The 22267-nt window shown below is 58.0% G+C and carries 22 protein-coding genes; 8 read left to right on the top strand and 14 right to left on the bottom strand.

The window, feature by feature from the left end; all coding sequences use genetic code 11:
* Positions 1 to 33: 33 nt before the first annotated feature.
* The 6 genes from HCK03_RS15515 to HCK03_RS15540 form a co-directional block, all read right to left on the bottom strand.
* Positions 34 to 1410, bottom strand: coding sequence for a purine-cytosine permease family protein (locus HCK03_RS15515; RefSeq protein WP_041147591.1), 1377 nt, complete (start codon positions 1408 to 1410; stop codon positions 34 to 36).
* 107 nt (positions 1411 to 1517) lie between these two features.
* On the bottom strand, positions 1518 to 3020 hold the full coding sequence (locus HCK03_RS15520; RefSeq protein WP_167691859.1) for an HAL/PAL/TAL family ammonia-lyase: 1503 nt from the start codon (positions 3018 to 3020) through the stop codon (positions 1518 to 1520).
* Positions 3017 to 3811 (bottom strand): ABC transporter ATP-binding protein, encoded by a 795-nt coding sequence (locus HCK03_RS15525; protein WP_041145203.1) that lies wholly within the window; start codon positions 3809 to 3811, stop codon positions 3017 to 3019. Before HCK03_RS15525 ends, HCK03_RS15520 begins: the two co-directional genes overlap by 4 nt.
* Position 3812: 1 nt before the next feature.
* Positions 3813 to 4544 (bottom strand): ABC transporter permease, encoded by a 732-nt coding sequence (locus tag HCK03_RS15530; RefSeq protein WP_134525722.1) that lies wholly within the window; start codon positions 4542 to 4544, stop codon positions 3813 to 3815.
* Positions 4545 to 4553: 9 nt separating this feature from the next.
* The gene (locus HCK03_RS15535; protein ID WP_167691860.1) at positions 4554 to 5273 is read right to left on the bottom strand and encodes an ABC transporter permease; all 720 of its coding nucleotides are present in this window, start codon (positions 5271 to 5273) and stop codon (positions 4554 to 4556) included.
* Positions 5274 to 5285: 12 nt separating this feature from the next.
* Positions 5286 to 6143: a transporter substrate-binding domain-containing protein gene (locus HCK03_RS15540; RefSeq protein ID WP_041145200.1), complete on the bottom strand. Its 858-nt coding sequence runs from the start codon at positions 6141 to 6143 to the stop codon at positions 5286 to 5288.
* Positions 6144 to 6362: 219 nt separating this feature from the next.
* On the opposite strand from HCK03_RS15540, the gene HCK03_RS15545 reads away from it, so the two are divergent.
* The 7 genes from HCK03_RS15545 (at position 6363) to osmB (ending at position 13060) form a co-directional block, all read left to right on the top strand.
* Positions 6363 to 6905 (top strand): HutD/Ves family protein, encoded by a 543-nt coding sequence (locus HCK03_RS15545; protein ID WP_115193016.1) that lies wholly within the window; start codon positions 6363 to 6365, stop codon positions 6903 to 6905.
* A 297-nt stretch (positions 6906 to 7202) separates the two neighbouring features.
* Positions 7203 to 7991: an enoyl-ACP reductase FabI gene (gene fabI, locus HCK03_RS15550; protein WP_041145198.1), complete on the top strand. Its 789-nt coding sequence runs from the start codon at positions 7203 to 7205 to the stop codon at positions 7989 to 7991.
* 206 nt (positions 7992 to 8197) lie between these two features.
* The gene (locus HCK03_RS15555) at positions 8198 to 9355 is read left to right on the top strand and encodes a CMD domain-containing protein (RefSeq protein WP_041145197.1); all 1158 of its coding nucleotides are present in this window, start codon (positions 8198 to 8200) and stop codon (positions 9353 to 9355) included.
* 80 nt (positions 9356 to 9435) lie between these two features.
* The gene (locus tag HCK03_RS15560; RefSeq protein WP_167691861.1) at positions 9436 to 11370 is read left to right on the top strand and encodes an exoribonuclease II; all 1935 of its coding nucleotides are present in this window, start codon (positions 9436 to 9438) and stop codon (positions 11368 to 11370) included.
* Between the two features lie 177 nt (positions 11371 to 11547).
* Positions 11548 to 11730, top strand: coding sequence for a YciZ family protein (locus HCK03_RS15565; RefSeq protein ID WP_041145195.1), 183 nt, complete (start codon positions 11548 to 11550; stop codon positions 11728 to 11730).
* A gap of 72 nt (positions 11731 to 11802) precedes the next feature.
* A complete protein-coding gene (yciT, locus tag HCK03_RS15570; RefSeq protein WP_115193019.1) occupies positions 11803 to 12552 on the top strand; it encodes a DNA-binding transcriptional regulator YciT in 750 nt (249 codons plus the stop codon).
* Between the two features lie 289 nt (positions 12553 to 12841).
* On the top strand, positions 12842 to 13060 hold the full coding sequence (gene osmB / locus HCK03_RS15580) for an osmotically-inducible lipoprotein OsmB (RefSeq protein WP_032688354.1): 219 nt from the start codon (positions 12842 to 12844) through the stop codon (positions 13058 to 13060).
* Between the two features lie 103 nt (positions 13061 to 13163).
* On the opposite strand, the gene yciH is transcribed toward osmB, so the two are convergent.
* The 5 genes from yciH to pgpB form a co-directional block, all read right to left on the bottom strand.
* On the bottom strand, positions 13164 to 13490 hold the full coding sequence (gene yciH / locus HCK03_RS15585; RefSeq protein ID WP_041145193.1) for a stress response translation initiation inhibitor YciH: 327 nt from the start codon (positions 13488 to 13490) through the stop codon (positions 13164 to 13166).
* A complete protein-coding gene (pyrF, locus tag HCK03_RS15590) occupies positions 13490 to 14227 on the bottom strand; it encodes an orotidine-5'-phosphate decarboxylase (RefSeq protein ID WP_123551333.1) in 738 nt (245 codons plus the stop codon). Before pyrF ends, yciH begins: the two co-directional genes overlap by 1 nt.
* 195 nt (positions 14228 to 14422) lie before the next feature.
* Positions 14423 to 15592 carry a lipopolysaccharide assembly protein LapB gene (lapB, locus tag HCK03_RS15595; RefSeq protein WP_041145191.1) on the bottom strand — a complete coding sequence of 390 codons (1170 nt, stop codon included), beginning with the start codon at positions 15590 to 15592 and terminating at the stop codon, positions 14423 to 14425.
* Between the two features lie 6 nt (positions 15593 to 15598).
* Positions 15599 to 15907 carry a LapA family protein gene (locus tag HCK03_RS15600; RefSeq protein WP_041145190.1) on the bottom strand — a complete coding sequence of 103 codons (309 nt, stop codon included), beginning with the start codon at positions 15905 to 15907 and terminating at the stop codon, positions 15599 to 15601.
* Between the two features lie 144 nt (positions 15908 to 16051).
* Positions 16052 to 16810, bottom strand: coding sequence for a phosphatidylglycerophosphatase B (gene pgpB, locus HCK03_RS15605; RefSeq protein WP_041145189.1), 759 nt, complete (start codon positions 16808 to 16810; stop codon positions 16052 to 16054).
* A 164-nt stretch (positions 16811 to 16974) separates the two neighbouring features.
* Here pgpB and ribA point away from each other — a divergent pair, with 164 nt between their 5' ends.
* Positions 16975 to 17565, top strand: a complete 591-nt coding sequence (gene ribA, locus HCK03_RS15610) for a GTP cyclohydrolase II (protein WP_041145188.1) — start codon at positions 16975 to 16977, stop codon at positions 17563 to 17565.
* A gap of 44 nt (positions 17566 to 17609) precedes the next feature.
* Here the strand turns inward: ribA and acnA are convergent, their stop codons facing one another.
* The 3 genes from acnA to cysB all read right to left on the bottom strand — a co-directional run bounded on the left by acnA (position 17610) and on the right by cysB (position 22070).
* Positions 17610 to 20282 carry an aconitate hydratase AcnA gene (acnA, locus tag HCK03_RS15615; RefSeq protein ID WP_115193022.1) on the bottom strand — a complete coding sequence of 891 codons (2673 nt, stop codon included), beginning with the start codon at positions 20280 to 20282 and terminating at the stop codon, positions 17610 to 17612.
* Between the two features lie 401 nt (positions 20283 to 20683).
* Positions 20684 to 20851, bottom strand: coding sequence for a YmiA family putative membrane protein (locus HCK03_RS15620; protein ID WP_071844914.1), 168 nt, complete (start codon positions 20849 to 20851; stop codon positions 20684 to 20686).
* Positions 20852 to 21095: 244 nt separating this feature from the next.
* Positions 21096 to 22070, bottom strand: coding sequence for an HTH-type transcriptional regulator CysB (gene cysB / locus HCK03_RS15625; RefSeq protein WP_041145186.1), 975 nt, complete (start codon positions 22068 to 22070; stop codon positions 21096 to 21098).
* Between the last annotated feature and the right edge of the window lie 197 nt (positions 22071 to 22267).

The following is a 22267-nucleotide window of genomic DNA, read 5'->3' on the forward strand; positions in this document are numbered from 1 at the left end:
GCCTGTTACTTAGCGGTGCCCGCAGGCGCGTTCTCAGCCCGGAAGTATGGTTTGCGCCGGCAGCACCCGCCGGTCAAAGCGACGCAGCGAGTAGTACAGCAGCCCGGTGGCGAACCAGCCGATAATCCACGACACGTCGTTACCGGCGAATATCCACGTCAAAGAGCCGTGGAACAGCGGGTTCTCGATAAACGGCAGCTGGATAAGCACCCCCACCACGTAGATGGTTATGGCGTAAATATTCCAGTAGCCGTAGCGTTTTTTCGGATCAGACAGCGCGGGAATATCCACGGCGCCGGCAGAGATAAGATAGTAATCGGTGAGGCTAATGGCGCTCCACGGAACGAAGAACGCCAGCAGGAACAGCAGGAAATGGGTGAAGTTCTTCAGAAACGCCGGCTCGCTCAGCAGGGCGATAATGCACGATATGGACACCATCAGAACCACGAAGATGAGGCGCGATCGCTGCGATAGCGACGTCTGGCGGCGAAAGCCGGAAACGATGGTGCTCAGCGACATAAAGCTGCCGTAGGCATTGAGCGTCGTGAAGGTGATTTTGCCGAAGCAGATCGCAAAGTAGATAACCATCGCCATCACCTGGCTTTTACCTAATCCCACGATAAAGCTCACTTCATGTCCGGGGAAAGCGCTGCCAGCAATGGCCGCCGTCAGCACGCCCAGGGTCATTGACGCCTGGGTGCCAAGCACCGTCCCGCTAAAGACGCAGAAAAAGGTTTTCGCGCCAGACACGTTGCTCGGCAAATAGCGCGAGTAGTCGGAAACGTAGGGACAGAAGGCTATCTGCCACGACGAGGAGAGCGACACGGCCAGCAGGAACATCGGCAGGGAGAAATGGCTATTCTGCGCGATGGCCGTCAGGTCTGCGGAGAGCAGCAGCGTAATGAACAGATAGGCAAACGCCAGCACGCCGACGATGCTCGCCACTTTGCCCAGCTTATGGATAACCCGATAGCCCAGCACGGCAATGACGATGATAATCGCGCTGAACAGCAGCATGCCGGTGACGTTTGAGACCGACAGCAGCCTTGCCATCGCCTGCCCGGCAAGGACGGTGCCGCTAGCGGAAAAACCAACGTACATAATGCAGACCAGCACCAGCGGCACCACCGCGCCAAAAACGCCAAACTGCGCGCGGCTGATGATCATCTGCGGCAGCCCCAGGCGCGGGCCCTGCAGGGCATGCAGCGACATCACCGCGGCCCCAAGCACCTGCCCCAGCAGCAGACCAATCAGCGACCACACCACATCACCGCCCAGCACCACGGCCAGCGCGCCGGTGACGATAGCGGTAATCTGCAGATTGCCGCCAAACCACAGCGTAAACTGGCTGAAAGGATGTCCATGTCTCTCGCCTTCGGGAATAAAATCGATCGAGCGCGTTTCCGTTATGCGCTGCTCACTGCCTTTTGACTGCCCATCTGTTGAAGAAAAAGAAGACATAGTTTCCTCGCTATAATCGGTGTTCTTGTTGCGTCGCGTTTTTCACCGACGGTCCGCTATGCCAGCCAGTTCGCCGGCTGTTTTTTAATCGTCGCGACCGCTTTAGCGATTTCTGGGGCAAGCCAGCGATCGTCTTCCCACGTCGCCACGCTTTGCCGCAGCAGCGCCAGGCCGTGGCGGGTGCCCCGCGCCAGCATGTCGATGGGATGGAACTCCAGCGCCTGAGCGGCGAGTAAATACTCGATCGCCAGAATTTGATACAGGTTGCTCAGCAGACGCTGAAGCTTCAGCGCCGAGCCGGTCCCCAGGCTCAGGTGATCCTCCTGCAGACCCGAGGTGACAAAGTTATCGAGCACCGCGGGCTGCGCCAGCTGCTTGTTTTCCGCGCACAGCGAGGCCGCGACGTACTGCGCAATCATCATCCCGGAATTCACCCCCGGCTTTGCCACCAAAAACGCCGGCAGGCCGCTGACGAGCGGGTTAACCAGCCGATCCAGACGCCGCTCGGCAATGGCGCCGAGCTCGGCCATCGCAATCGCCAGCAAATCGCAGGCCATAGCCACCGACTCGCCGTGCGGATGCGCCTGGGAGACCACTCGCCAGCGATCCAGCGTCCCGAGAATCAGCGGGTTATCCGTGCAGGCGTTCAGCTCAACGTCGACCTGCCCCGCCGCGTGCGCGAACTGATCGCGACAGGCGCCGTGGACCTGAGGCATAGAGCGCAGACTCAGAGCGTCCTGGGTACGCACTCCCTGGCTGGCCGCCAGCAGCGGGCTGTCCGTCAGCATCTGCCGTAAGCGAAGGCCGCAGTGCTGCATTCCCGGGCTGGCCTTCAGCGCGAGGATCTCGGCGTCAAAGGCCACCGCCTGCCCGCACAGGGCTTCAAAACTCATGGCACCGGTCACATCGGCCCAGTCCAGCAGCCGGGCGGCATCATCCAGCGCCAGGCAGGCCATGCCGGTCATACAGGGCGTACCGTTGACCAGGCTTAGCCCCTCTTTTGCTCCCGGCGCAATGGGCTCGAGCCCGGCCTGCGCCAGAACCTGCTCGGCGGGAACGACCTGCCCCTGCCAGCTCACGTCGCCGATCCCCATCAGCGCCAGGCCGATATGTGCCATATGGGTCAGGTAGCCCACCGACCCTTGCGACGGGACCTGCGGCGTAATCTGCAGATTCAGGAAGGCGAGCAGCTGCTCAACGATGGCGCAGGAAATCCCCGACTTCCCGTGGCTGTAGTTGGCGATCGCCGCGCACATAATGGCGCGCGTGTGCGCTTCATCCAGCAGCGGGCCAACGCCGCAGGCGTGGCTGAGCAGGGTGTTGCGCGATAGCTGCCCGAGCTGCTCTTCGGGCAGCGTGATATTGCACAGCGCCCCCAGGCCGGTATTAATGCCGTAGGCTATCTGCCCGGAGTCAATAATGTGCTGAACAATCGACCGGCCCTGGGCAATGCGCTGCCAGGCGCTGTCGCTCAGCGCCAGCGCGGCTTTTTCTCGCGCTACCCGCACGACGTCCTGCCAGCATAACGGGGCGTCCCCCCACAGCACGCGTTCGCTCATACTGGCTGCCCCGGCTGATGGTGGCTGGAAATAAACTGCTGAAAACGCGGCGATGCGTGTGAACCAAAGAGCGCGTCCGGCGGGCCGTCGCAGTCGATCGTCCCCTGATGCATAAACACCACGCGGTTGGAGACGTGGCGGGCAAATCCTAGCTCATGGGTCACCACCAGCATGGTGCGCCCCTCTTCTGCCAGGCTGCGCATCACTTTCAACACCTCACCGACCAGCTCCGGGTCCAGCGCCGAGGTCGGCTCATCGAAAAGCATCACTTCCGGATCCATTGCCAGCGCACGGGCGATGGCCACCCGCTGCTGCTGCCCGCCGGAGAGCTGCGCCGGGTAGAAGTCCTTGCGGTTCAGCATGCCAACGCGATCGAGCAGCTGCTCCGCCTGTTCAATACACTCCTGCTTACTGCGTTTTAAAACGTAGTGTGGGCCTTCGATAACATTTTGCAGTACCGTCATATGCGACCACAGGTTGAAGCTTTGAAAAACCATCCCCAGCCGCGAGCGGAGGCGCTCAATCTGCTTCGGGTTGGCCGCCAGACGGTGGCCGCGGGCATGATGCTTCATCTCGATGGTTTCACCGCCGACGCTGACCACGCCCGCATCCGGCGTTTCCAGCAGGTTAATGCAGCGCAGGAGCGTGCTTTTTCCTGAACCGCTGGCGCCAAGGATCGAAATCACATCGCCTTTTTGCGCCTGGATAGAAATCCCCTTTAACACCTCGAGCGAACCAAAGGATTTGTGGATGTCGCTGACTGACAGCGTCACGGGACGGGAATCGTGCATACTACTCTCCTTTCGCGGCGGTATTGAGTGAAACTGTGGCAGGGTTTTGCCGGGTGTGCGGCGTCAGGCGACGCTCCAGCAGGGCATAAAGCTGCACGATAATAAAGTTAAGTAGCAGGTAGATCGCTGCGGCGCAGAGAAAGACCTCCATCGTCCGGTAGGTTCGTTGGATAATCTGCTGCGCCACGCCGGTGACGTCCCATACCGTGACCAGGCTGGCCAGCGCCGTCGATTTCACCAACAGAATCGCTTCGGTGGAGTAGGCCGGCAGCGCGTAGCGCAGCATCACCGGGGCGACAATCCTGCGCAGCAGCAGGAAGCGCGACATTCCGCAGGCCTGGCCGGCCTCAATCTGGCCGATGGGAACCGCCAGCAGCGCCCCGCGCAGGATTTCGGCCGTATAGGCCGCAGTGCACAGCGCCAGCGCCAGCACCGCGCAGATGAACGGCTCCCGCAGCAGCGGCCATAAAAAGCTGTGGCGGATAACGCCGAACTGCCCCAGCCCGTAGTAGATCAGAAACAGCTGAATCAGCAGCGGAGAGCCGCGAAAGATCAGAATGTAGCCTTTCGCAAAACCGCTCAGCAGCGGCCAGCGGCTCATCCGCAGCGCCAGCACGCCCAGCGCCAGTACCCCGCCGCAGATAAACGAGCTGATAAACAGCCCCAGCGTCACCGGCAGTGCGGTGCAGAGTTTTAAAAACGTGTCGCTGAGGAAGGCGAAGTCGATAAACATAGATTCTCCTTAGACCTGAGCCGCCGCGCGGCGGGACCAGGCCCGATTGAGACGAATTTCCGCCCGAATAAATGCCCGGTTAGAGAGTAACGTCAGGAGCAGGTAGCAACCGCCGCCAATCAGGTAGAACAGGAAGTATTCCCGGGTGGATCCGGCGGCTATCTGGCTGGCGCGCATCAGCTCCACGATCCCGGTAACCGAAACCAGCGCCGAGTCCTTCAGGCTCATTTGCCACACGTTGGACAGCCCCGGCAGCGAGTAGCGCACGATTTGCGGCAGCATAATCCGCTGGAAAATGCGCCAGCGCGGCATGCCGATGGCCAGCGCCGCCTCGACCTCACCCGGCGTCAGCGCCAGACGCGCCGCGCGATAAACTTCGGCCTGATAGGAGGCGGAAATGAGGCCGATAGCCAGCGAACCTATCAGGAACGGCGGGATTTCAATAAAACCATCGGCGCCAAACAGCTGCCCTACCCACGACACCAGCCCCGACCCGCCAAAATAGAACAGGTAGATAACCAGCAGCTCAGGGATGCCGCGAAACACCACCGAATAGGCCGAGCCAAACCAGCGGGCCGGCGCTCGGGGCGACAGCTTTGCGGCGGCAATGATGCCCCCCACTACCGCCCCCACCGCAAGCGCGGCGAGGGACAAAAGAAGCGTTGTCAGTGTTGCGCTAAGGATGACCGTCCCCCAGCCGTTCTCACCAAAACTCAGCAGACTTGCCATCTTCAACCTCGCTTATGGGGTGACGTCACTCTTAAACCATTTTTCACTCAGCTTTTTCACCGTTCCGTCGGCCAGCGCGGCCTGAATTGCCGCATCGAGCTTCGCTTTCAAATCGGCATCCGCATGGCGAACGCCCATCGCTTCGCCTTCCCCCCAAATGGGGCCGCTCAGCTGCGGGCCGCTGAAGTTCAGGTTGCTATTTTCCGGGCGCGCCAGGGTGGTATTGGCAAAGGTAATATCGTCAAACACCGCATCAATACGCTCGGACTGCAGATCGAGAATCGCATCCGCCGAGCTGTTGTATTCACGAATATCCGCGATATCTTTGAAATACTTGTCAATAAACGGCGTATAGACGGTACCGGAGGCGATACCAATGGTTTTCCCTTTTAGCGCCGCCCGCAGCGGCGCAATCGCCGCCTGAATCTCTTTTTCGTCATCGTGGAGCTTGATGGTGTGGCCGGCGCCGGTCGCCGGCGGCAGCAGCGTGCCTTTTACCGCAATAAATGAGGCCGGCGTGGCGGCATAAGGCTGCGTGAAGGTGACCACCTGCTTCCGCTCAGGGGTGATCACAATGGCATCCATAATCACGTCGTATTTGCCCGCGTTCAGCCCGGCGATCATCCCGTCCCAGTTTTGCACCACCAGCTTGCACTCAATCCCCATGCGCTGGCAGAGATTTGCCATCAGCTCGGGTTCGAATCCGCTCAGCTTCCCTCCCGGCAGCGTCAGGTTCCAGGGCTCATACCCTCCTTCGGTCGCGATGGTAATCGACTTCCACTCCTTCGCATTGACCGATCCACCGCAGAGCAATAGTCCAGAAAACAGGGCTGACAGGCAGGTCTGACGAAAGGTGATGCTCTGATTCATGATTGATTCTCCTGATGCCATTAAAATAGTTGCCGTGCGGCTGCTGCCAGGCGGGTGTAAATCGCAGATGACAGATCATGTATATACAAGCATTGACAATTCCATACACTGTTCCGATGATGGATTTGTGAACCAGGCTGTAAATAATTTGTAATTGAATTGAAAAATAGATGTATCAAAAAATTTACATGTATTCACATATAAGGTGGTATGCCCGCGATGATTATGCCCTTTACATTTTCCTCCCTGCCCGTCACGCCGTGGAAAAACGGCGGCGGCGAAACCCGTGAAATCGTCAGCGTGCCGTCGCCTGATGCGCCGTTTCTCTGGCGGGCCAGCATCGCCACTTTACAAAGCGACGGGCCGTTTTCGGCTTTTCCGGGCGTAGATCGGGTGATAACGCTAATAGACGGCGGTTCGCTGTGGCTGCGCGGCGGAGATATCGCCCATCACCTGCACCTGTGGGAGCCGTGGGCCTTTGCCGGCGAATGGCCGCTGGCCAGCGAGGGGATTGCGCAGCCGGGGCTGGACTTCAACATCATGACCCAGCGTAGCCGGGCCACGGCGCAGGTGAGCGTGGTATCCACCGCGCGGCGGCCCGGCGCGGCGGGTGTCGCCTGGGTGCTGCAAGGTCGCTGGCAGTTGGGAGAGCAGCTGCACGCTGCCGGGAGCGGCATCTGGTGGCAGGATACGCCGCCGGGGGAACTTCTCCCGCACTCCGCCGACGCCAGGCTGCTGCTGGCGAGCCTGAGCGTACGTTAACCGCATTTTGCCCGGAGAACGGCGCCGAACGCCCGCGATATCCGGTGATATACTGGAGAGTACGCGATGGCAGGGATACGATAAGCCGCCTGCGCTGACCGTGAAGGTTGACGCCCATGAACGCAGCGGTAGCGCCGATGTCGCCCGCGGGATGTCGGCTATTGCTGAAAAATAGCGTGACACAGGGGGTCGTCAGTGGGATATAATTCTCGGCTAAATTTGAGTTATTTTGAAATAACAACACTAACTACATGATTGTTAAAGTAAAAATAAGCAATAACGATAAGGATTAAAGCTATGGGTTTTCTTTCCGGTAAGCGCATTCTGGTGACTGGCGTTGCCAGCAAACTGTCCATCGCCTACGGTATTGCGCAAGCAATGCACCGTGAAGGGGCTGAACTGGCGTTCACCTATCAGAACGACAAACTGAAAGGTCGTGTGGAAGAATTTGCTGCGGCACTGGGTTCCAACATCGTACTGCCGTGCGACGTGGCTGAAGATGAGAGCATTGAGTCTCTGTTCACCGAACTGACCAAAGTATGGCCGAAATTCGACGGTTTCGTTCACTCAATCGGTTTCGCACCGGCCGATCAGCTGGACGGCGACTACGTTAACGCGGTAACCCGTGAAGGTTTCAAAATCGCTCACGACATCAGCGCATACAGCTTTGTGGCGATGGCGAAAGCCTGCCGCGAGATGCTGAACCCGGGCTCCGCCCTGCTGACGCTCTCCTACCTGGGCGCAGAGCGCGCAATCCCTAACTACAACGTGATGGGCCTGGCTAAAGCGTCTCTGGAAGCGAACGTACGCTACATGGCGAACGCGATGGGTCCGGAAGGCGTGCGCGTCAACGCCATCTCTGCCGGTCCGATCCGTACTCTGGCAGCATCCGGGATTAAAGATTTCCGTAAAATGCTGGCCCACTGCGAAGCCGTCACCCCGATTCGTCGTACCGTGACCATCGAAGATGTCGGCAACAGCGCAGCGTTCCTGTGCTCTAACCTCTCTGCGGGCATCTCCGGTGAAGTGGTTCACGTTGACGGCGGCTTCAGCATTGCCGCTATGAACGAGCTGGAACTGAAATAAGTTCTTTGCCCTCCTCACGCCCGTGAGGAGGGTTTTACTCTGCTGCTGCTGACGACCTTTCGCGCCATCTCTCCCGCTCTGTTATTCCAATCAGCTATTTGTTAGCACGTATCAATATTTTCTCCTGCTCCAGGGTTACGCCAGGATAGTTATGCATAGATGGCCCACAGAAGTGCGGCCGGACACATATCGATCAAGGAACGCCCATGGAGCAACGCCGCGTGTATGGCAAAAACCACTGGTATCACGAGACCCAGTCAACAATCTGCCCGGTGGATGTATTACCGCTCGTCCCTGAAGCCGCGTATGTCGAAGACCGTTTTTTACTCGACCTGACGTTGCCCGCAGAGCTGCTCCACGCGCATGCGGGCTGGCTGGCGCCGGCACGATGTTTGGCCGACGCGCTCTTTCCGACCTCCGTGACGGCGAATCGTCTGCAAACTTTTAGCGCCTACGACCGCCTGAGCACGGCGCTCACCGTCGCGCAGGTCTATGGCGTGCAGCGGCTGTGTAACCACTATGCGGCGCGCCTGGCGCCGCTGCCTGGCCCGGACTCCTCCCGCGAGAGCAATCGTCGTCTGGCGCAGATCACGCAGTATGCGCGCCAGCTGGCCAGCTCGCCCTCGGTCATTACCGCCCTCTCCCGCAGCCAGCTGGACGAAGTGGGCTTAACCAGCCGCGATATTATCCTGATTAACCAGATTATCGGTTTCGTTGGCTTCCAGGCCCGCGCGATCGCCACCTTCCAGGCGACGCTGGGCTTTCCGGTGCGCTGGATGCCGGGAATGCCGCAGCAGGAGGATGCGCCGGCAGAAGGCTTTGCCGCCGCGGACGCCGACTGGCTGGCCGACGTCAACGACAGCGACCTGCGCTACGCTGACGACGATCGCCAGGCGCGGCTGGTCAGCTGGCAGCAACATCCCGGCCTCGCCGAGCTGGCGCCGCTGCTGGCGGTCCATGATGCAATCCTCAGCGCGCAGGATGAGCTGCTGACTCGACTGAGTGAAAATCAGCCGTTTGCGCCGCTGGTCGCGCTGATTGCGGCACGGATCAACGGCAGCGTCAGCTGCTTTAACGCCTGGGCGCGAGAATGGTCCGGCTCGCCGACGTTTCCTGAGGCGCTCCGCCACGACGATCGTGCGCTTCAGGCGTGGGGCGAAAGGCATCAATCCGAACGCGCAATCTATCTGGCGGTGCAGCTGTTAACCCGCTCCCCCGACCGCTTCAGCGCCGCTCAGCTAACGCCCCTCACTGAATACGGGCTTTCCCGAACTCAGGTTATCGATATTCTGGCCTGGTGTGGGCTATGCGGCTGGATCAACCGGCTGAAAATCGCCCTCGGCAATGTTGGTCAACGGACGTAAAATGCCAAACAGCGCTTGCTGCAACAGGCATAATCGCGTAAAAATGACAGCCGCTCTTTTAGCCACGAAAATACCAAATTATGTTTCAGGACAACCCGCTGCTAGCGCAGCTTAAACAGCAACTGCATTCTCAGACTCCTCGCGTTGAAGGGGTCGTTAAGGGTACGGAAAAAGGCTTTGGCTTCCTCGAAGTTGACTCGCAGAAAAGCTATTTCATTCCGCCGCCGCAAATGAAAAAAGTGATGCATGGCGATCGTATTACCGCCGTGGTCCATACTGAAAAAGAACGTGAAAGCGCGGAGCCGGAAGAGTTGATCGAGCCTTTCCTGACGCGTTTCGTTGGTAAAGTGCATAAGAAAGACGATCGCCTGTCTATCGTTCCCGATCATCCGCTGCTGAAAGATGCCATTCCGTGCCGCGCCGATCGTAGCGTCAGCCACGATTTCAGCGAGGGTGACTGGGCGGTTGCCGAAATGCGCCGTCATCCGCTGAAAGGCGATCGCGGCTTCTACGCCGAATTAACCCAGTTCATCACCTTCAGCGACGACCATTTCGTGCCGTGGTGGGTTACCCTGGCGCGCCATAATCTGGAAAAAGAAGCGCTAGACGGCGTGGCTACCGAGATGCTGGACGAAGGGCTGGAGCGCCGCGACCTGACGGCGCTGGCGTTCGTGACCATCGATAGCGCCAGCACCCAGGATATGGACGATGCGCTGTATGTGGAAGCCGCCGCTGACGGCAAGCTGCAGCTGACCGTCGCGATCGCCGACCCGACCGCCTGGATAGCCGAAGGCAGCAGGCTGGACGACGCGGCAAAAATCCGCGCCTTCACCAACTACCTGCCGGGCTTTAACATCCCGATGCTGCCGCGCGAGCTCTCCGACGACCTGTGCTCGCTGCGCGCCAACGAAACGCGCCCGGTGCTGGCCTGCCGCATGATCCTCTCGGCCGACGGTACGATTGAAGACGATATTGAATTCTTCGCCGCCACCATTGAGTCGAAAGCGAAGCTGGCCTACGACAACGTCTCCGACTGGCTGGAGAATAGCGGCAGCTGGCAGCCCGAAAGCGAAGCCATCGCGCAGCAGATTACCCTGCTGCAGGACCTGTGCCTGCGACGCAGCGAATGGCGTAAAACCCATGCGCTGGTGTTTAAAGACCGTCCGGACTACCGCTTCGTGCTGGGTGAGAAAGGTGAAGTGCTGGATATCGTTGCCGAGCCGCGCCGTATCGCCAACCGCATCGTTGAAGAGTCGATGATTGCCGCCAACATCTGCGCCGCTCGCGTGCTGCGCGACCGTCTGGGCTTTGGCGTTTACAACGTGCATACCGGCTTCGATCCGGCCAATACCGAACAGCTTGCCGCGCTGCTGAAGACCCATGACGTGCACGTCGATCCGCAGGAAGTGCTGACCCTTAACGGCTTCTGCAAGCTGCGCCGTGAGCTGGACGCACAGCCTTCCGGCTTCCTCGATAGCCGCATCCGTCGCTTCCAGTCCTACGCCGAAATCAGCACCGAGCCGGGCCCGCATTTCGGCCTTGGCCTCGAAGCCTACGCCACCTGGACCTCACCGATTCGTAAGTACGGCGATATGATTAATCATCGCCTGCTGAAAGCCATCATTAAAGGTGACACCATCGCGCGCCCTAATGATGACGTAGCGGTGCAGATGGCAGAACGCCGTCGACTGAACCGGATGGCCGAACGCGACGTCGGCGACTGGCTGTACGCGCGCTATCTGAGCCCGAACGCCGGCACCGATACGCGCTTTGCGGCGGAAATTATCGATATCAGCCGCGGCGGCATGCGCGTGCGCCTGGTTGATAACGGCGCGGTTGCCTTTATCCCGGCACCGTTCCTGCACGCCGTCCGCGATGAGCTGGTCTGCAGCCAGGAAAACGGCACCGTGCAGATTAAAGGTGAAACCGTCTACAAGGTGACCGACGTTATCGACGTTAAGATTGCCGAAGTCAGAATGGAAACGCGCAGCGTGATTGCCCGGCCGTTCGCCTGATATTGCCCCTCAGCGGCTCCCGACTCAGGGAGCCGTTCTTTTAGCCAATCCCCGTTCACCGCCCGCGCCTGCGCTAAAAACCTCCCGATGAGATAGGTTGTGCGATCTTTTCACTTCTCTTTTGCATCCGTTTTTTGCATCATTGATTTCATTCGCTTTTGTAACCAGGATAATACTATGTCTGATCTGAATGCCCGCCTGCTCGCCCAACGTATCGATACCGTGCTGGATATTCTGGTTGCCGGAGACTATCACTCCGCGATTCATAATCTGGAGATCCTCAAGGCGGAGCTGCAGGCTCTTGCTAACGATGAGCCGGAAAGCAAGCCCGGTCAGCCGAAAGCCCCCTGGGAAATCTGACAGCCCTTCGCGCCGCAGCCGACCGTACAGCGTCGATTGCCCGTAAAATAGCCCCCTAACTGTGATGTTGCTATGAACGCCCGACAACAAAGTATTTTGCAAATGGTCATCGATAAAGGCCGCATGAGCGTGGCCGATCTCGCGAAAATGACCGGTGTCTCTGAAGTGACCGTACGTCAGGATTTGAATCTGCTGGAAAAGCAGAGCTATCTGCGTCGTACTCACGGTTTTGCCGTGCCGCTGGATAGCGAGGACGTAGAAACCCGCATGATGACCTATTTCGCCATTAAGCGTGAGCTGGCTATGCGGGCCGCTGAGCGGGTTTCGTCCGGCGAGACGGTATTTATCGAAAACGGTAGCTGCAACGCCCTGCTCGCCCGGACGCTTGCCGAGCGTGGCGATATCACCATCATTACCGTCAGCAGCTATATTGCTCATCTGCTGAAAGAGACGCCTGGCGAGGTGATCCTCCTCGGCGGGATCTACCAGAAACGCAGCGAGAGCATGGTCGGTCCGCTGACCCGGCAGTTTATCCAGCAGGTTCATTTCAGCAAAGCGTTCATTGGCATCGACGGCTGGCAGCTTGAGACCGGGTTTACCGGGCGGGATATGATGCGCGCGGACGTGGTTAACGCGGTGCTGGAGAAAGGCTGCGAGGCCATTGTGCTCAGCGACAGTTCAAAATTCAGCGTCGTACACCCTTACCCGCTCGGTCCGGTTGGGCGCTTTGATCGCATCATTACCGATAGCAACCTGCACGATACCGCTCGTCAGCAGCTGGCTGACAGCGGTTTAACCGTCGATATCGTCAACGTCGCCTGATCTGCTCCCCTTCTTCTATTCCTTTCTTCGTCGCCCACTCAGGTGGGCGCAGGCCGCGCCGCACCACGTCTGAGAGTATTCTGAGCCGCCAATTCAGACTTTTTACCTGCCGGTAAAGTTTAAAAAAAGTAGAATTATTGTTAGCGATATAACAGGAAGTGACTATCACCCGCGTGATTAAAGTAACACCTGCGCAACTAAACTTCATGGAATAGCCCTTAACGCATAGTTCACGCTATGCTTTAAAGGAAGTTGTATCCATGAATAGATTATTCAGGAGAAAAATATGATGACTTCAATGAGCAAAAAAATGGCTGCAGCTGTTCTGGCTGTAACAGTGGTAATGTCCCTGAGCGCGTGTTCTAACTGGTCAAAACGCGATCGTAATACCGCCATTGGCGCCGGTGCTGGCGCGCTGGGCGGCGCGGTATTAACCGACGGCAGCACCCTGGGTACTCTGGGCGGCGCAGCGGTCGGCGGGATTATCGGTCACCAGGTAGGTAAATAAGTTTTAAATCAGTTCAAATAAAAAATAACTGCTCGCAGATTTTCTGACTTACGCACCGGAAAAAATCAGGGCCACGGTATTTACCGTGGCCCTGTTGTTATTATCAGCCGCCGGCCAGCTTGACCTTCATGCCCTTAGCTTCGAGCAGCGATTTTATCAGGTCGCGCTTATCACCCTGAATTTCAATCACCCCCTCTTTTACCGATCCGCCGCAGCCGCATTTCTTTTTCAGCTCAGCGGCCAGCTTCGCCAGCGCGTCATCGTCCGCGTCAATGCCAACGATCAGGCATACACCCTTACCTTTACGGCCGCTGGTCTGGCGCTGAATACGCACCACGCCATCGCCTTTAGGGCGCTCGACAACCTGCTTCGGCTCATCGATACGTCCGCTCTCCGTCGAGTAAACCAGACGGCTGTTAGAATCGGTCATTAGGCCCCCTTGTTCAGCGATGCATTAATCTGGCGTAAGGTCGCCGCCGGGTCGGCAGACTGCGTCACCGGACGACCGATAACCATATAGTCCACGCCCGCGGCCTGCGCCTGCTCCGGCGTCATAATGCGGCGCTGGTCGCCCGCATCGCTGCCCTCGGGACGAATGCCGGGGGTCACCAGCTTAAAGGCCTGGCCCAGCTCCTGTTTGAAGCGCGCCGCTTCCTGCGCCGAGCAGACGACGCCATCAAGGCCGCAGCGTTGGGTCAGCGCCGCCAGCTTGGCCGCATGGTCGGCCGGAGAGAGCGTAATACCCAGCTCCTGCAAATCACCGGCTTCCATGCTGGTCAGCACGGTGACGGCAATCAGCAGCGGCGCATCTTTGCCAAACGGCAGCAGGGCTTCGCGCGCTGCGGTCATCATCCGCGCGCCGCCGCTGGCATGGACGTTGACCATCCAGACGCCAAGCTCAGCCGCCGCCGCAACGGCATGCGCGGTGGTGTTAGGGATATCGTGAAATTTGAGATCGAGGAAAACTTCGAAATTACGCTGGTGTAAATCGCGGACAAACTGCGGCCCCAGCAGCGTAAACATCTCTTTGCCAACCTTGAGGCGGCAGTCCCGCGGATCGATGCGGTCGACGAACGCCAGCGCCTTATCGCGGTTATCATAATCGAGAGCCACAACAACGGGAGAGGATGTGACAACGCGAGAAGAAGATGTAGCAGTAGACGTCATGACCAGACCTTAATTGTTGATGGGCGCCGGGCTCGGCGCAAAAAAGGTAAACGGGCAGCATTCTACCTGCGATAAGGGGAAAATAACAGGCTGCGTTTCAGCACCTGCCGGACGATGGCGGCGCAATGGCCCAACGACGGCGCGGTGCAAAAAACCATCAGAATGTTGTAACTAAAGAAGGGCTTTTTTTAAATCTTACTGGCCGTCAAGGCCGCGAATCGGTTTGATGGTGGACCACGAGCGGCAGGACGGGCAGTGCCAGTAGAGGCTGTGGGCGGTAAAGCCGCATTTTTGGCAGCGATATCGCGGCTTGCTGCGTACCTGCTCACCGACCATATTGCGCAGCACGCCGAGGCTCTCTTTCGCGCGCCCCTCTTCCGCTTCGTTAAGGTGGTAGTCCATCAGCTTATGGAAAACGCGCATCGTCGGATGGCGCTCCAGCTGACGGGTGACGTAGCTTTGGGCCGCTTCAATCCCCTCGCGCTGCTCGAGGATCTGCGCCAGCATCAGCTCGGCGGTCGCGCCGGTATTTTCATCGGCGCAGCGGCGGAGAAACGCTTCCCACTCGTCGATTTTACCCAGCTGCTGGTAGCAGGTCTGGAGCATTTCGAGGGTCTCGCCGACCAGCTCTTTGTCCTGATTGATCACCCGTTCCAGGCTTTCGACCGCCTTCGGATAATCGCCCTTTTCCATCCACACCCGGCCCATCATGATCGACACCCTGGCGCTGTTGCGATCGGCCGCGGCGCCTTTTTTCAACAGCGACATGGCCTTTTCCATATCGCTGTTTGCCATCTGCTGCAGCGCCAGCTCGCACCAGAAGTTGGCGATATCGCCGCGATGCTTCTCTTTGCCGAGCTTCACCAGACGTTCGGCTACATCAATGGCGGACTGCCAGTCGCTGGTGGCCTGATAAATCTGCAGCAGCTGCTGCAGCGCGCTGAGGCGAAAATCGGTTTCATCCACCAGCTGTTTGAACATGTCCTCCGCGCGGTCATACAGGCCGGCGGCCATATAGTCACGTCCCAGCTGCTGCACGGCAAGCAGGCGCTGATCGTAGGTCAGCGAGGCGCTTTCCATCAGGCTTTGGTGAATGCGGATAGCCCGGTCAACCTCGCCGCGGGAGCGGAACAGGTTGCCGAGAGTCAGGTGAGCTTCAACGGTGCCGGTATCCTCTTTCAGCATATCGAGGAACAGATCCACGGCTTTATCCTGCTGATTGCTCAACAGGAAGTTAACCCCGGTCACATAATCACGTGACAGGCGGCTAGCGTCGTCCTGTTTGGACTGTTGTGCACTTCTGCGCCCCATATACCAGCCGTACGCGGCGGCTACGGGCAAAAGCAGAAACAACAACTCCAGCATAAACGATTATTCCTTCACCGCAGGGGTACCTGCGTCGACTGGCGCTACGCCCGCTGGCGCAATCTGATGCTCAAGGCGCTTAACTTTGCGCTCGGCGCGAGCCAACGAGACGCGAACCCGCAGCCAGAAAAGGCCGCAAATCAGCCAGCCAATAGCAAACCCTGCCGCGAAGAGCACCGCCAGCAGCGTTGAAATACGGAATTCACCCTGTGCGAGTAAATAGTTGAACGTAACCAGTTGGTCATTTTGCGCACCCAGCGTCACGGAGATGACGAAGATCGCGAGTACCAGTAAGAAAATGAGTAAATATTTCACACTACTTCCCGTTATGTGGGTTGCGCGAAAAAATCCCGCGTTCAGCCCTATAAAGTATCATTTTCGCTGCAGCGGTGGAATGGAAAAGCACGACACCACTGCAGGATATGGGGCCGTATGGCGCGAAAAACAACGTTAGCCCCGTTATTGCGTCCGTTTCTTAATATCCTGCGTCTCTTCCCCAGGCGGCGTCAGCGGGCCACACAGCCGCTGGGTCAGCCAGGTGGCCAGCGTCACCAGCAGCCAGGAGATAAGCGTGGCAACGAGCAAATCCTGCGGCCAGTGCATTCCCAGCGCCAGACGGCTCCCCATCACCGCGGTGGCCCAGACCATCAGCAGCGCAATGGTTAGCCAGCGGCGGCGCGGCCACAGCAGCCCCACGCCGAGCAGCGCCCAGCTGGCCGCAAACATGGTGTGTCCGGATGGAAAAGCAAAACCGGTCTCTTTCTGCCAGTGTTTGCGCAGGAATTTAGGGATCCCCTGCTCCTGAACCAGCTGTTCATGCACCAGTTTAGCGCGTTCTTTGCGTTTTAACGCGTAGAATTGATCGACCGGAACCTGCTGCGTTTTTTCCAGCCAGATAACGAAGGGACGCGGCTCCTGCACCTGGCCTTTGATCCAGGACTTAATGCCCTGTCCGAGCAAAATAGCCGCGGCCAGAATCATAAACAGCACCACCGCCGCCCGCAGGCGAAAGCGCAGGCACCACAGGAACCAGCCGCAAAGGATCGTATGGGTGATGATGCCCCACGGCTGAGTCACGCTCTCGGTAACCCAGTACAGCAGCTTTAACCCCTGCTGCGGAAGTCCAGGATGCCACTTCCAGCCGGTCAGCCAAACCACTGCGGGCATAATCATTAATAGTGCCGCACCGGTGGCGGTTCGTCTGGCAATCGACAGCATTTCATCTCCTTAATCCTTTCTGCCGACTATCATAACGGAAAGTGGTTCGTTTGTGCGCTTTACGCGCAGGCAGCAGTGCGTAATTAGGAGAACCTCACGGCATTGTGGCAAAATAGCGGCAAACAGAAAGCACATTCAGGTGCTGACAAAGTCTGGAGAATCACATGCAGCTTAAACGTGTGGCAGAAGCCAAACTGCCAACCCCCTGGGGCGATTTCCTGATGGTGGGTTTTGAAGAACTGGCAACCGGGCAGGATCATGTCGCGCTGGTTTTCGGCGATATTTCGGGCCAGGCGCCCGTCCTGGCTCGCGTACACTCTGAGTGTCTGACGGGCGATGCCCTTTTCAGCCTGCGTTGTGATTGCGGTTTTCAGCTGGAAGCGGCGCTGTCGCACATCGCCGAAGAGGGTCGCGGGATCCTGCTGTACCATCGTCAGGAAGGCCGCAACATTGGCCTGTTAAACAAAATCCGCGCCTACGCCTTACAGGATCAGGGCTACGACACCGTAGAAGCGAACCATCAGCTCGGCTTTGCCGCCGACGAGCGCGACTTTACGCTGTGTGCTGATATGTTCAAGCTGCTGAACGTTGAACGCGTCCGCCTGCTGACCAACAACCCGAAAAAAGTAGAAATTCTGACCGAAGCCGGGATCAATATCGTGGAACGCGTGCCGCTGATCGTCGGACGCAATCCGAAAAATGCCCACTATCTGGATACCAAAGCCGCCAAGATGGGGCATCTGCTGAATAACTGATTCGGCAGCATAGATTCAGGGCCAGCGATTGCTGGCCCTTTTTTTTACAGCATATTGCGGATCACATAGTGCAGAATGCCGTCGTTCTGATAATAGGTCAGCTCGGTGGCGGTATCGATACGGCAGCGGCAGGCAATCACCTCCTGCTTCCCGTCCGTCCGCGTCAGGGTCACCGGCACCGTTGCGCCGGGTTCTAACGCCTGCAGCTGGCTGATATCAATCCGCTCTTCACCGGTGAGCCCCAGCGTTTTGCGGGTTACGCCCTGCGGGAACTCCAGCGGTAAAATCCCCATGCCGATCAGGTTAGAACGGTGAATACGTTCAAAGGATTCGGCAATCACCACCCGTACGCCGAGCAGGCGCGGGCCCTTCGCCGCCCAGTCGCGGCTGGAGCCGGAGCCGTACTCTTTCCCGGCAACCACCGCCAGCGGCGTCCCCTCATCCTTGTAGAGCATGGCCGCGTCATAAATCGCCACCGGCTCGCTGCCCGGCAGGTGTCGGGTCATGCCGCCCTCAATGCCCGGCACCATTTCGTTACGAATACGGATGTTGGCGAACGTTCCGCGCATCATCACCTCGTGGTTACCGCGCCGGGATCCGTAGGAGTTAAAGTCGATACGCTCTACGCCTCGGTTTTGCAGATAGCGTCCGGCGGGGCTTTCCGCCTTGATGCTTCCCGCAGGCGAGATATGGTCCGTGGTCACCGAGTCGCCGAGCATCGCCAGAATCCGCGCGCCGCGAATATCCTCAACCGGTTTGGGCTCAACGCCCATCTCATCGAAGAACGGCGACAGGCGGATATAGGTTGAGTCGCTCTGCCAGTCATAGGTATCCGAACGCTCGACGCCAATGGCCTTCCATTCAGGCGTGCCTTCGAAGACCTCGGCATACTCTTTATGGAACATCTCGGTGGAGACCTGCTCTACCGCCCGCGCAATCTCCAGGCCGCTCGGCCAGATATCCTTCAGATAGACCGGCTGACCGTCTTTGCCAACGCCCAGCGGGTCGCGGGTCAGGTCAACGTTCATATTGCCGGCCAGCGCGTAGGCCACCACCAGCGGCGGCGAGGCCAACCAGTTGGTTTTCACCAGCGGATGAATGCGCCCTTCGAAGTTGCGGTTGCCGGAAAGCACCGCGCCTACGGTCAGGTCGCCCTTTTTAATCGCCTCTTCAATCGGCTCCGGCAGCGGACCCGAGTTACCGATACAGGTGGTGCAGCCATATCCCACCAGGTTAAAGCCCAGCGTATCGAGATAAGGCGTCAGTCGCGCATGCGCGAGATAATCAGAAACCACCTTCGATCCCGGCGCCAGCGAGGCTTTGACCCACGGCTTCGGCTTCAGGCCGAGCTCCACCGCCCGTTTTGCCAGCAGGCCGGCGGCCATCAGGACGCTGGGGTTGGAGGTGTTGGTGCAGGAGGTAATGGCGGCGATGGCCACCGCGCCGTCCGGCAGCGAATACTGCTGTCCGTTCAGCGTATAGTCGACCGGCCGTTTGTCTTTCTGCGCGTGGTTGACCTCCAGCTCGGTGCTGGCCGCAAAGGCTTTCGGCACATCGCCCAGCGCGACGCGGTCCTGCGGGCGCTTCGGCCCGGCAAGGCTTGCTTCTACCGAGCCCATGTCCAGCGCCAGGGTGCTGGTAAATACCGGCTCATCGCCGGTCAGGCGCCACATGCCCTGCGCTTTGGCGTAGGCTTCCACTAGCGCCACCTGCTCTTCACTGCGGCCGCTCAGGCGCATATAGCTGAGGGTCACCGCATCGATCGGGAAGAAGCCGCAGGTTGCACCGTACTCCGGCGCCATGTTGGCGATGGTTGCCCTGTCCGCCAGCGGCAGCGAATCCAGGCCGTCGCCGTAAAATTCGACAAACTTACCCACCACGCCGTGCTGGCGCAGCATCTGGGTGACGGTGAGCACCAGGTCCGTCGCGGTGATCCCTTCGCTTAATTTACCGGTCAGCTTAAAGCCGACGACGTCGGGGATCAGCATCGAGACCGGCTGGCCTAACATTGCCGCTTCAGCCTCGATGCCGCCTACGCCCCAGCCGAGCACGCCGAGGCCGTTAATCATGGTGGTATGCGAGTCGGTGCCGACCAGGGTATCGGGCCAGGCAAACCATTCGCCGTTATGCTCTTCGCTCCACACGGCCTTGCCGAGATACTCGAGGTTGACCTGGTGGCAAATGCCGGTACCCGGCGGCACTACGCTAAAGCGGCTGAACGCCTGCTGCCCCCAGCGCAGGAACGCGTAGCGCTCGTGGTTACGCTCCATCTCCAGGCGAACGTTCTCCTCGAAGGCGTCATCGTTACCAAAGCGGTCTACCGTCACCGAGTGGTCAATCACCAGGTCGACGGGGGAAAGCGGGTTAACCTTAGCGGTATCGCCTCCCAGGCGTTTTACCGCTTCGCGCATAGCGGCGAGGTCCACCACCGCCGGCACGCCGGTGAAGTCCTGCATCAGAACACGCGCCGGACGATAGGCAATCTCCCGATCCGCATGGGCCTGCTTAAGCCAGGCGGCCAGGGCGTGGATATCCTCTGCGGTGACCGAGTCACCGTCCTGCCAGCGCAGCAGGTTTTCCAGCAATACTTTGAGCGATTTCGGTAACCGGGTCAGATCGCCCAGTTCTTTAGCGGCCAGCGCGAGGCTGTAGTAGTGGTAGGTTTTATCATTGACCTGTAGCGTGTCCTTACTGGCTTCTCGTAGGGTTGACGACATAGCTCCTCCTTTATCTCAGGGATGGCATGCCCTGATGCTCCTCAGGGTTTATATTAAAGATAACACATACCAGGCATAACACTTTGATAACAACCCGAATTGCTAAAATCGGCAAAACCGCATCAAAGATATTGCACCAAAATAGACAGCATGAATTTTGTGGTTATAAAGAGATGAGTTCAGGAGGGATATTATTAGCTGAAAGAGTAACAGGTAGCGAAATGTGAAAAAGAACTAATCGCCGGTTCAGTGACGATTAGTTCAAAGGAATGGATTGTTGATTAAAAACCATCGTGGCGAAATATATCCTCCTGAATGCCGTTGGTTTATTAAACTGGAATAAACACCGAGGTTCTTACTGTCATAAAAGTGACATTTTCAGCGAGACGAAAAAGTGTCGCTTAGCTCACGATCCAGACGTTACAGATGACGAGTGCAACGATACTCCAGAACATAGCAAGCCCGATGAACACAGCGCCCCAGGCCCGACTTCTCAACACAGGATCCACTTCCGTCTTGTCACCGGCCTGTGACATCGCCAACTTCATATAATCGATATCACTTATCATATCTTCACCACCAATCGTTAAAATTATCAGGTACAGTTAAATATTAATTACGGACACTCTATTAATCCAGTGAATTTTGCCCAGAATTATTATCTTTAACCGTTAATTTGATCGGGGTAGGTATAATTGCAACCCTGTTAAAAGGAATAATGAAATTTGTGAGTTATACGAGGTTTACAATGTTAAATACGGTCCATTATAGGTATTGGCATCCCGGGGATGGGATGCCGAATATTTAGCCGAATCATTTCTCAGGCAGTTTAATATCCTTAAACATCGCCTCAATATCTTCATTCGAGCGTAAAGCCACCGCAGTATCCACCACGTCGCGCGTCAGGTGCGGCGCAAAACGTTGAATAAAATCATACATATAGCTTCGCAGGAAGGTGCTGCGACGGAAGCCTATTTTCGTGGTGCTGTGGCTGAAAATGCCGTTGGCGTTGAGCTTCACGAGGTCCGGGTCGGACACCGGATCGACCGCCATGCTCGCAATAACCCCAACGCCCAGCCCCAGGCGAACGTAGGTTTTGATGACATCGGCATCGGTAGCGGTAAACACGATGCGCGGCGTCAGGCCGGCGCGGTTGAACGCGGTATCGAGCTCGGAGCGCCCGGTAAAGCCAAAGGTGTAGGTAACCAACGGATACTGGGCCAGCTCTTCAATCGTTACCGAGCCTCTGGAGGCGAGCGGATGCTCAGGGGTCACGACAATCGAACGATTCCAGTGGTAGCACGGCAGCATCACCAGGTCATCGTAGAGATGCAGCGCCTCGGTCGCGATAGCAAAATCGGCATTCCCCTTCGAGACCGCTTCTGCGATCTGCGTTGGCGACCCTTGATGCATATGCAACGAGACGCGCGGGTAGCGTTCGATAAAGCCCTTAATCACCCCAGGCAGCGCGTAGCGCGCCTGGGTATGAGTGGTCGCCACGTACAGCGACCCCTTATCCGGCCACGTGTGCTCGCCCGCCACTGACTTGATGGCGTCAACCTTCGACAGCACTTCGCGGGCAATGCGGATAATCTCCTGACCGGCAGGCGTCACCTGAGTTAAATGCTTGCCGCTGCGGGCAAAAATCTGAATACCCAGCTCATCTTCCAGCATGCGGACCTGCTTGCTGATGCCGGGCTGCGAGGTATACAGGCCTTCGGCGGTAGAGGAGACATTTAGATTATGGTTAACAACCTCAACGATGTAGCGGAGTTGCTGTAGTTTCATGGCTGATATCCGTTAACGCGTAAAATGAATTCGCTTGATACAGTTGACGTTCAGGCCGCCTGCCGGCAGAGAGGCTGCGCGCCGCTGCCGCCCCTGCGGTTTGCCGCGCTGGCACCACAAAGCGTCCTGAAGCGAGAATGTAGTAAGACGATTTAATAATAAAAAAGGGATTAACTATAACCACTATATCATTTATA

It is taken from the genome of Klebsiella terrigena (genome assembly GCF_012029655.1).
GTDB lineage: Bacteria > Pseudomonadota > Gammaproteobacteria > Enterobacterales > Enterobacteriaceae > Klebsiella > Klebsiella terrigena.

Bases quoted from the DNA above. Each gene is read 5' to 3' on its own strand.
- osmB (WP_032688354.1), top strand. From the start codon at position 12,842: ATGACTTCAATGAGCAAAAAAATGGCTGCAGCTGTTCTGGCTGTAACA.
- HCK03_RS15560 (WP_167691861.1), top strand. From the start codon at position 9,436: ATGTTTCAGGACAACCCGCTGCTAGCGCAGCTTAAACAGCAACTGCAT.
- HCK03_RS15545 (WP_115193016.1), top strand. From the start codon at position 6,363: ATGATTATGCCCTTTACATTTTCCTCCCTGCCCGTCACGCCGTGGAAA.
- HCK03_RS15520 (WP_167691859.1), bottom strand. From the start codon at position 3,020: ATGAGCGAACGCGTGCTGTGGGGGGACGCCCCGTTATGCTGGCAGGAC.
- acnA (WP_115193022.1), bottom strand. From the start codon at position 20,282: ATGTCGTCAACCCTACGAGAAGCCAGTAAGGACACGCTACAGGTCAAT.
- cysB (WP_041145186.1), bottom strand. From the start codon at position 22,070: ATGAAACTACAGCAACTCCGCTACATCGTTGAGGTTGTTAACCATAAT.
- pyrF (WP_123551333.1), bottom strand. From the start codon at position 14,227: ATGACGTCTACTGCTACATCTTCTTCTCGCGTTGTCACATCCTCTCCC.
- HCK03_RS15540 (WP_041145200.1), bottom strand. From the start codon at position 6,143: ATGAATCAGAGCATCACCTTTCGTCAGACCTGCCTGTCAGCCCTGTTT.
- ribA (WP_041145188.1), top strand. From the start codon at position 16,975: ATGCAGCTTAAACGTGTGGCAGAAGCCAAACTGCCAACCCCCTGGGGC.
- HCK03_RS15565 (WP_041145195.1), top strand. From the start codon at position 11,548: ATGTCTGATCTGAATGCCCGCCTGCTCGCCCAACGTATCGATACCGTG.
- fabI (WP_041145198.1), top strand. From the start codon at position 7,203: ATGGGTTTTCTTTCCGGTAAGCGCATTCTGGTGACTGGCGTTGCCAGC.
- HCK03_RS15620 (WP_071844914.1), bottom strand. From the start codon at position 20,851: ATGATAAGTGATATCGATTATATGAAGTTGGCGATGTCACAGGCCGGT.
- lapB (WP_041145191.1), bottom strand. From the start codon at position 15,592: ATGCTGGAGTTGTTGTTTCTGCTTTTGCCCGTAGCCGCCGCGTACGGC.
- HCK03_RS15525 (WP_041145203.1), bottom strand. From the start codon at position 3,811: ATGCACGATTCCCGTCCCGTGACGCTGTCAGTCAGCGACATCCACAAA.
- pgpB (WP_041145189.1), bottom strand. From the start codon at position 16,810: ATGCTGTCGATTGCCAGACGAACCGCCACCGGTGCGGCACTATTAATG.
- HCK03_RS15535 (WP_167691860.1), bottom strand. From the start codon at position 5,273: ATGGCAAGTCTGCTGAGTTTTGGTGAGAACGGCTGGGGGACGGTCATC.
- HCK03_RS15555 (WP_041145197.1), top strand. From the start codon at position 8,198: ATGGAGCAACGCCGCGTGTATGGCAAAAACCACTGGTATCACGAGACC.
- HCK03_RS15530 (WP_134525722.1), bottom strand. From the start codon at position 4,544: ATGTTTATCGACTTCGCCTTCCTCAGCGACACGTTTTTAAAACTCTGC.
- yciT (WP_115193019.1), top strand. From the start codon at position 11,803: ATGAACGCCCGACAACAAAGTATTTTGCAAATGGTCATCGATAAAGGC.
- yciH (WP_041145193.1), bottom strand. From the start codon at position 13,490: ATGACCGATTCTAACAGCCGTCTGGTTTACTCGACGGAGAGCGGACGT.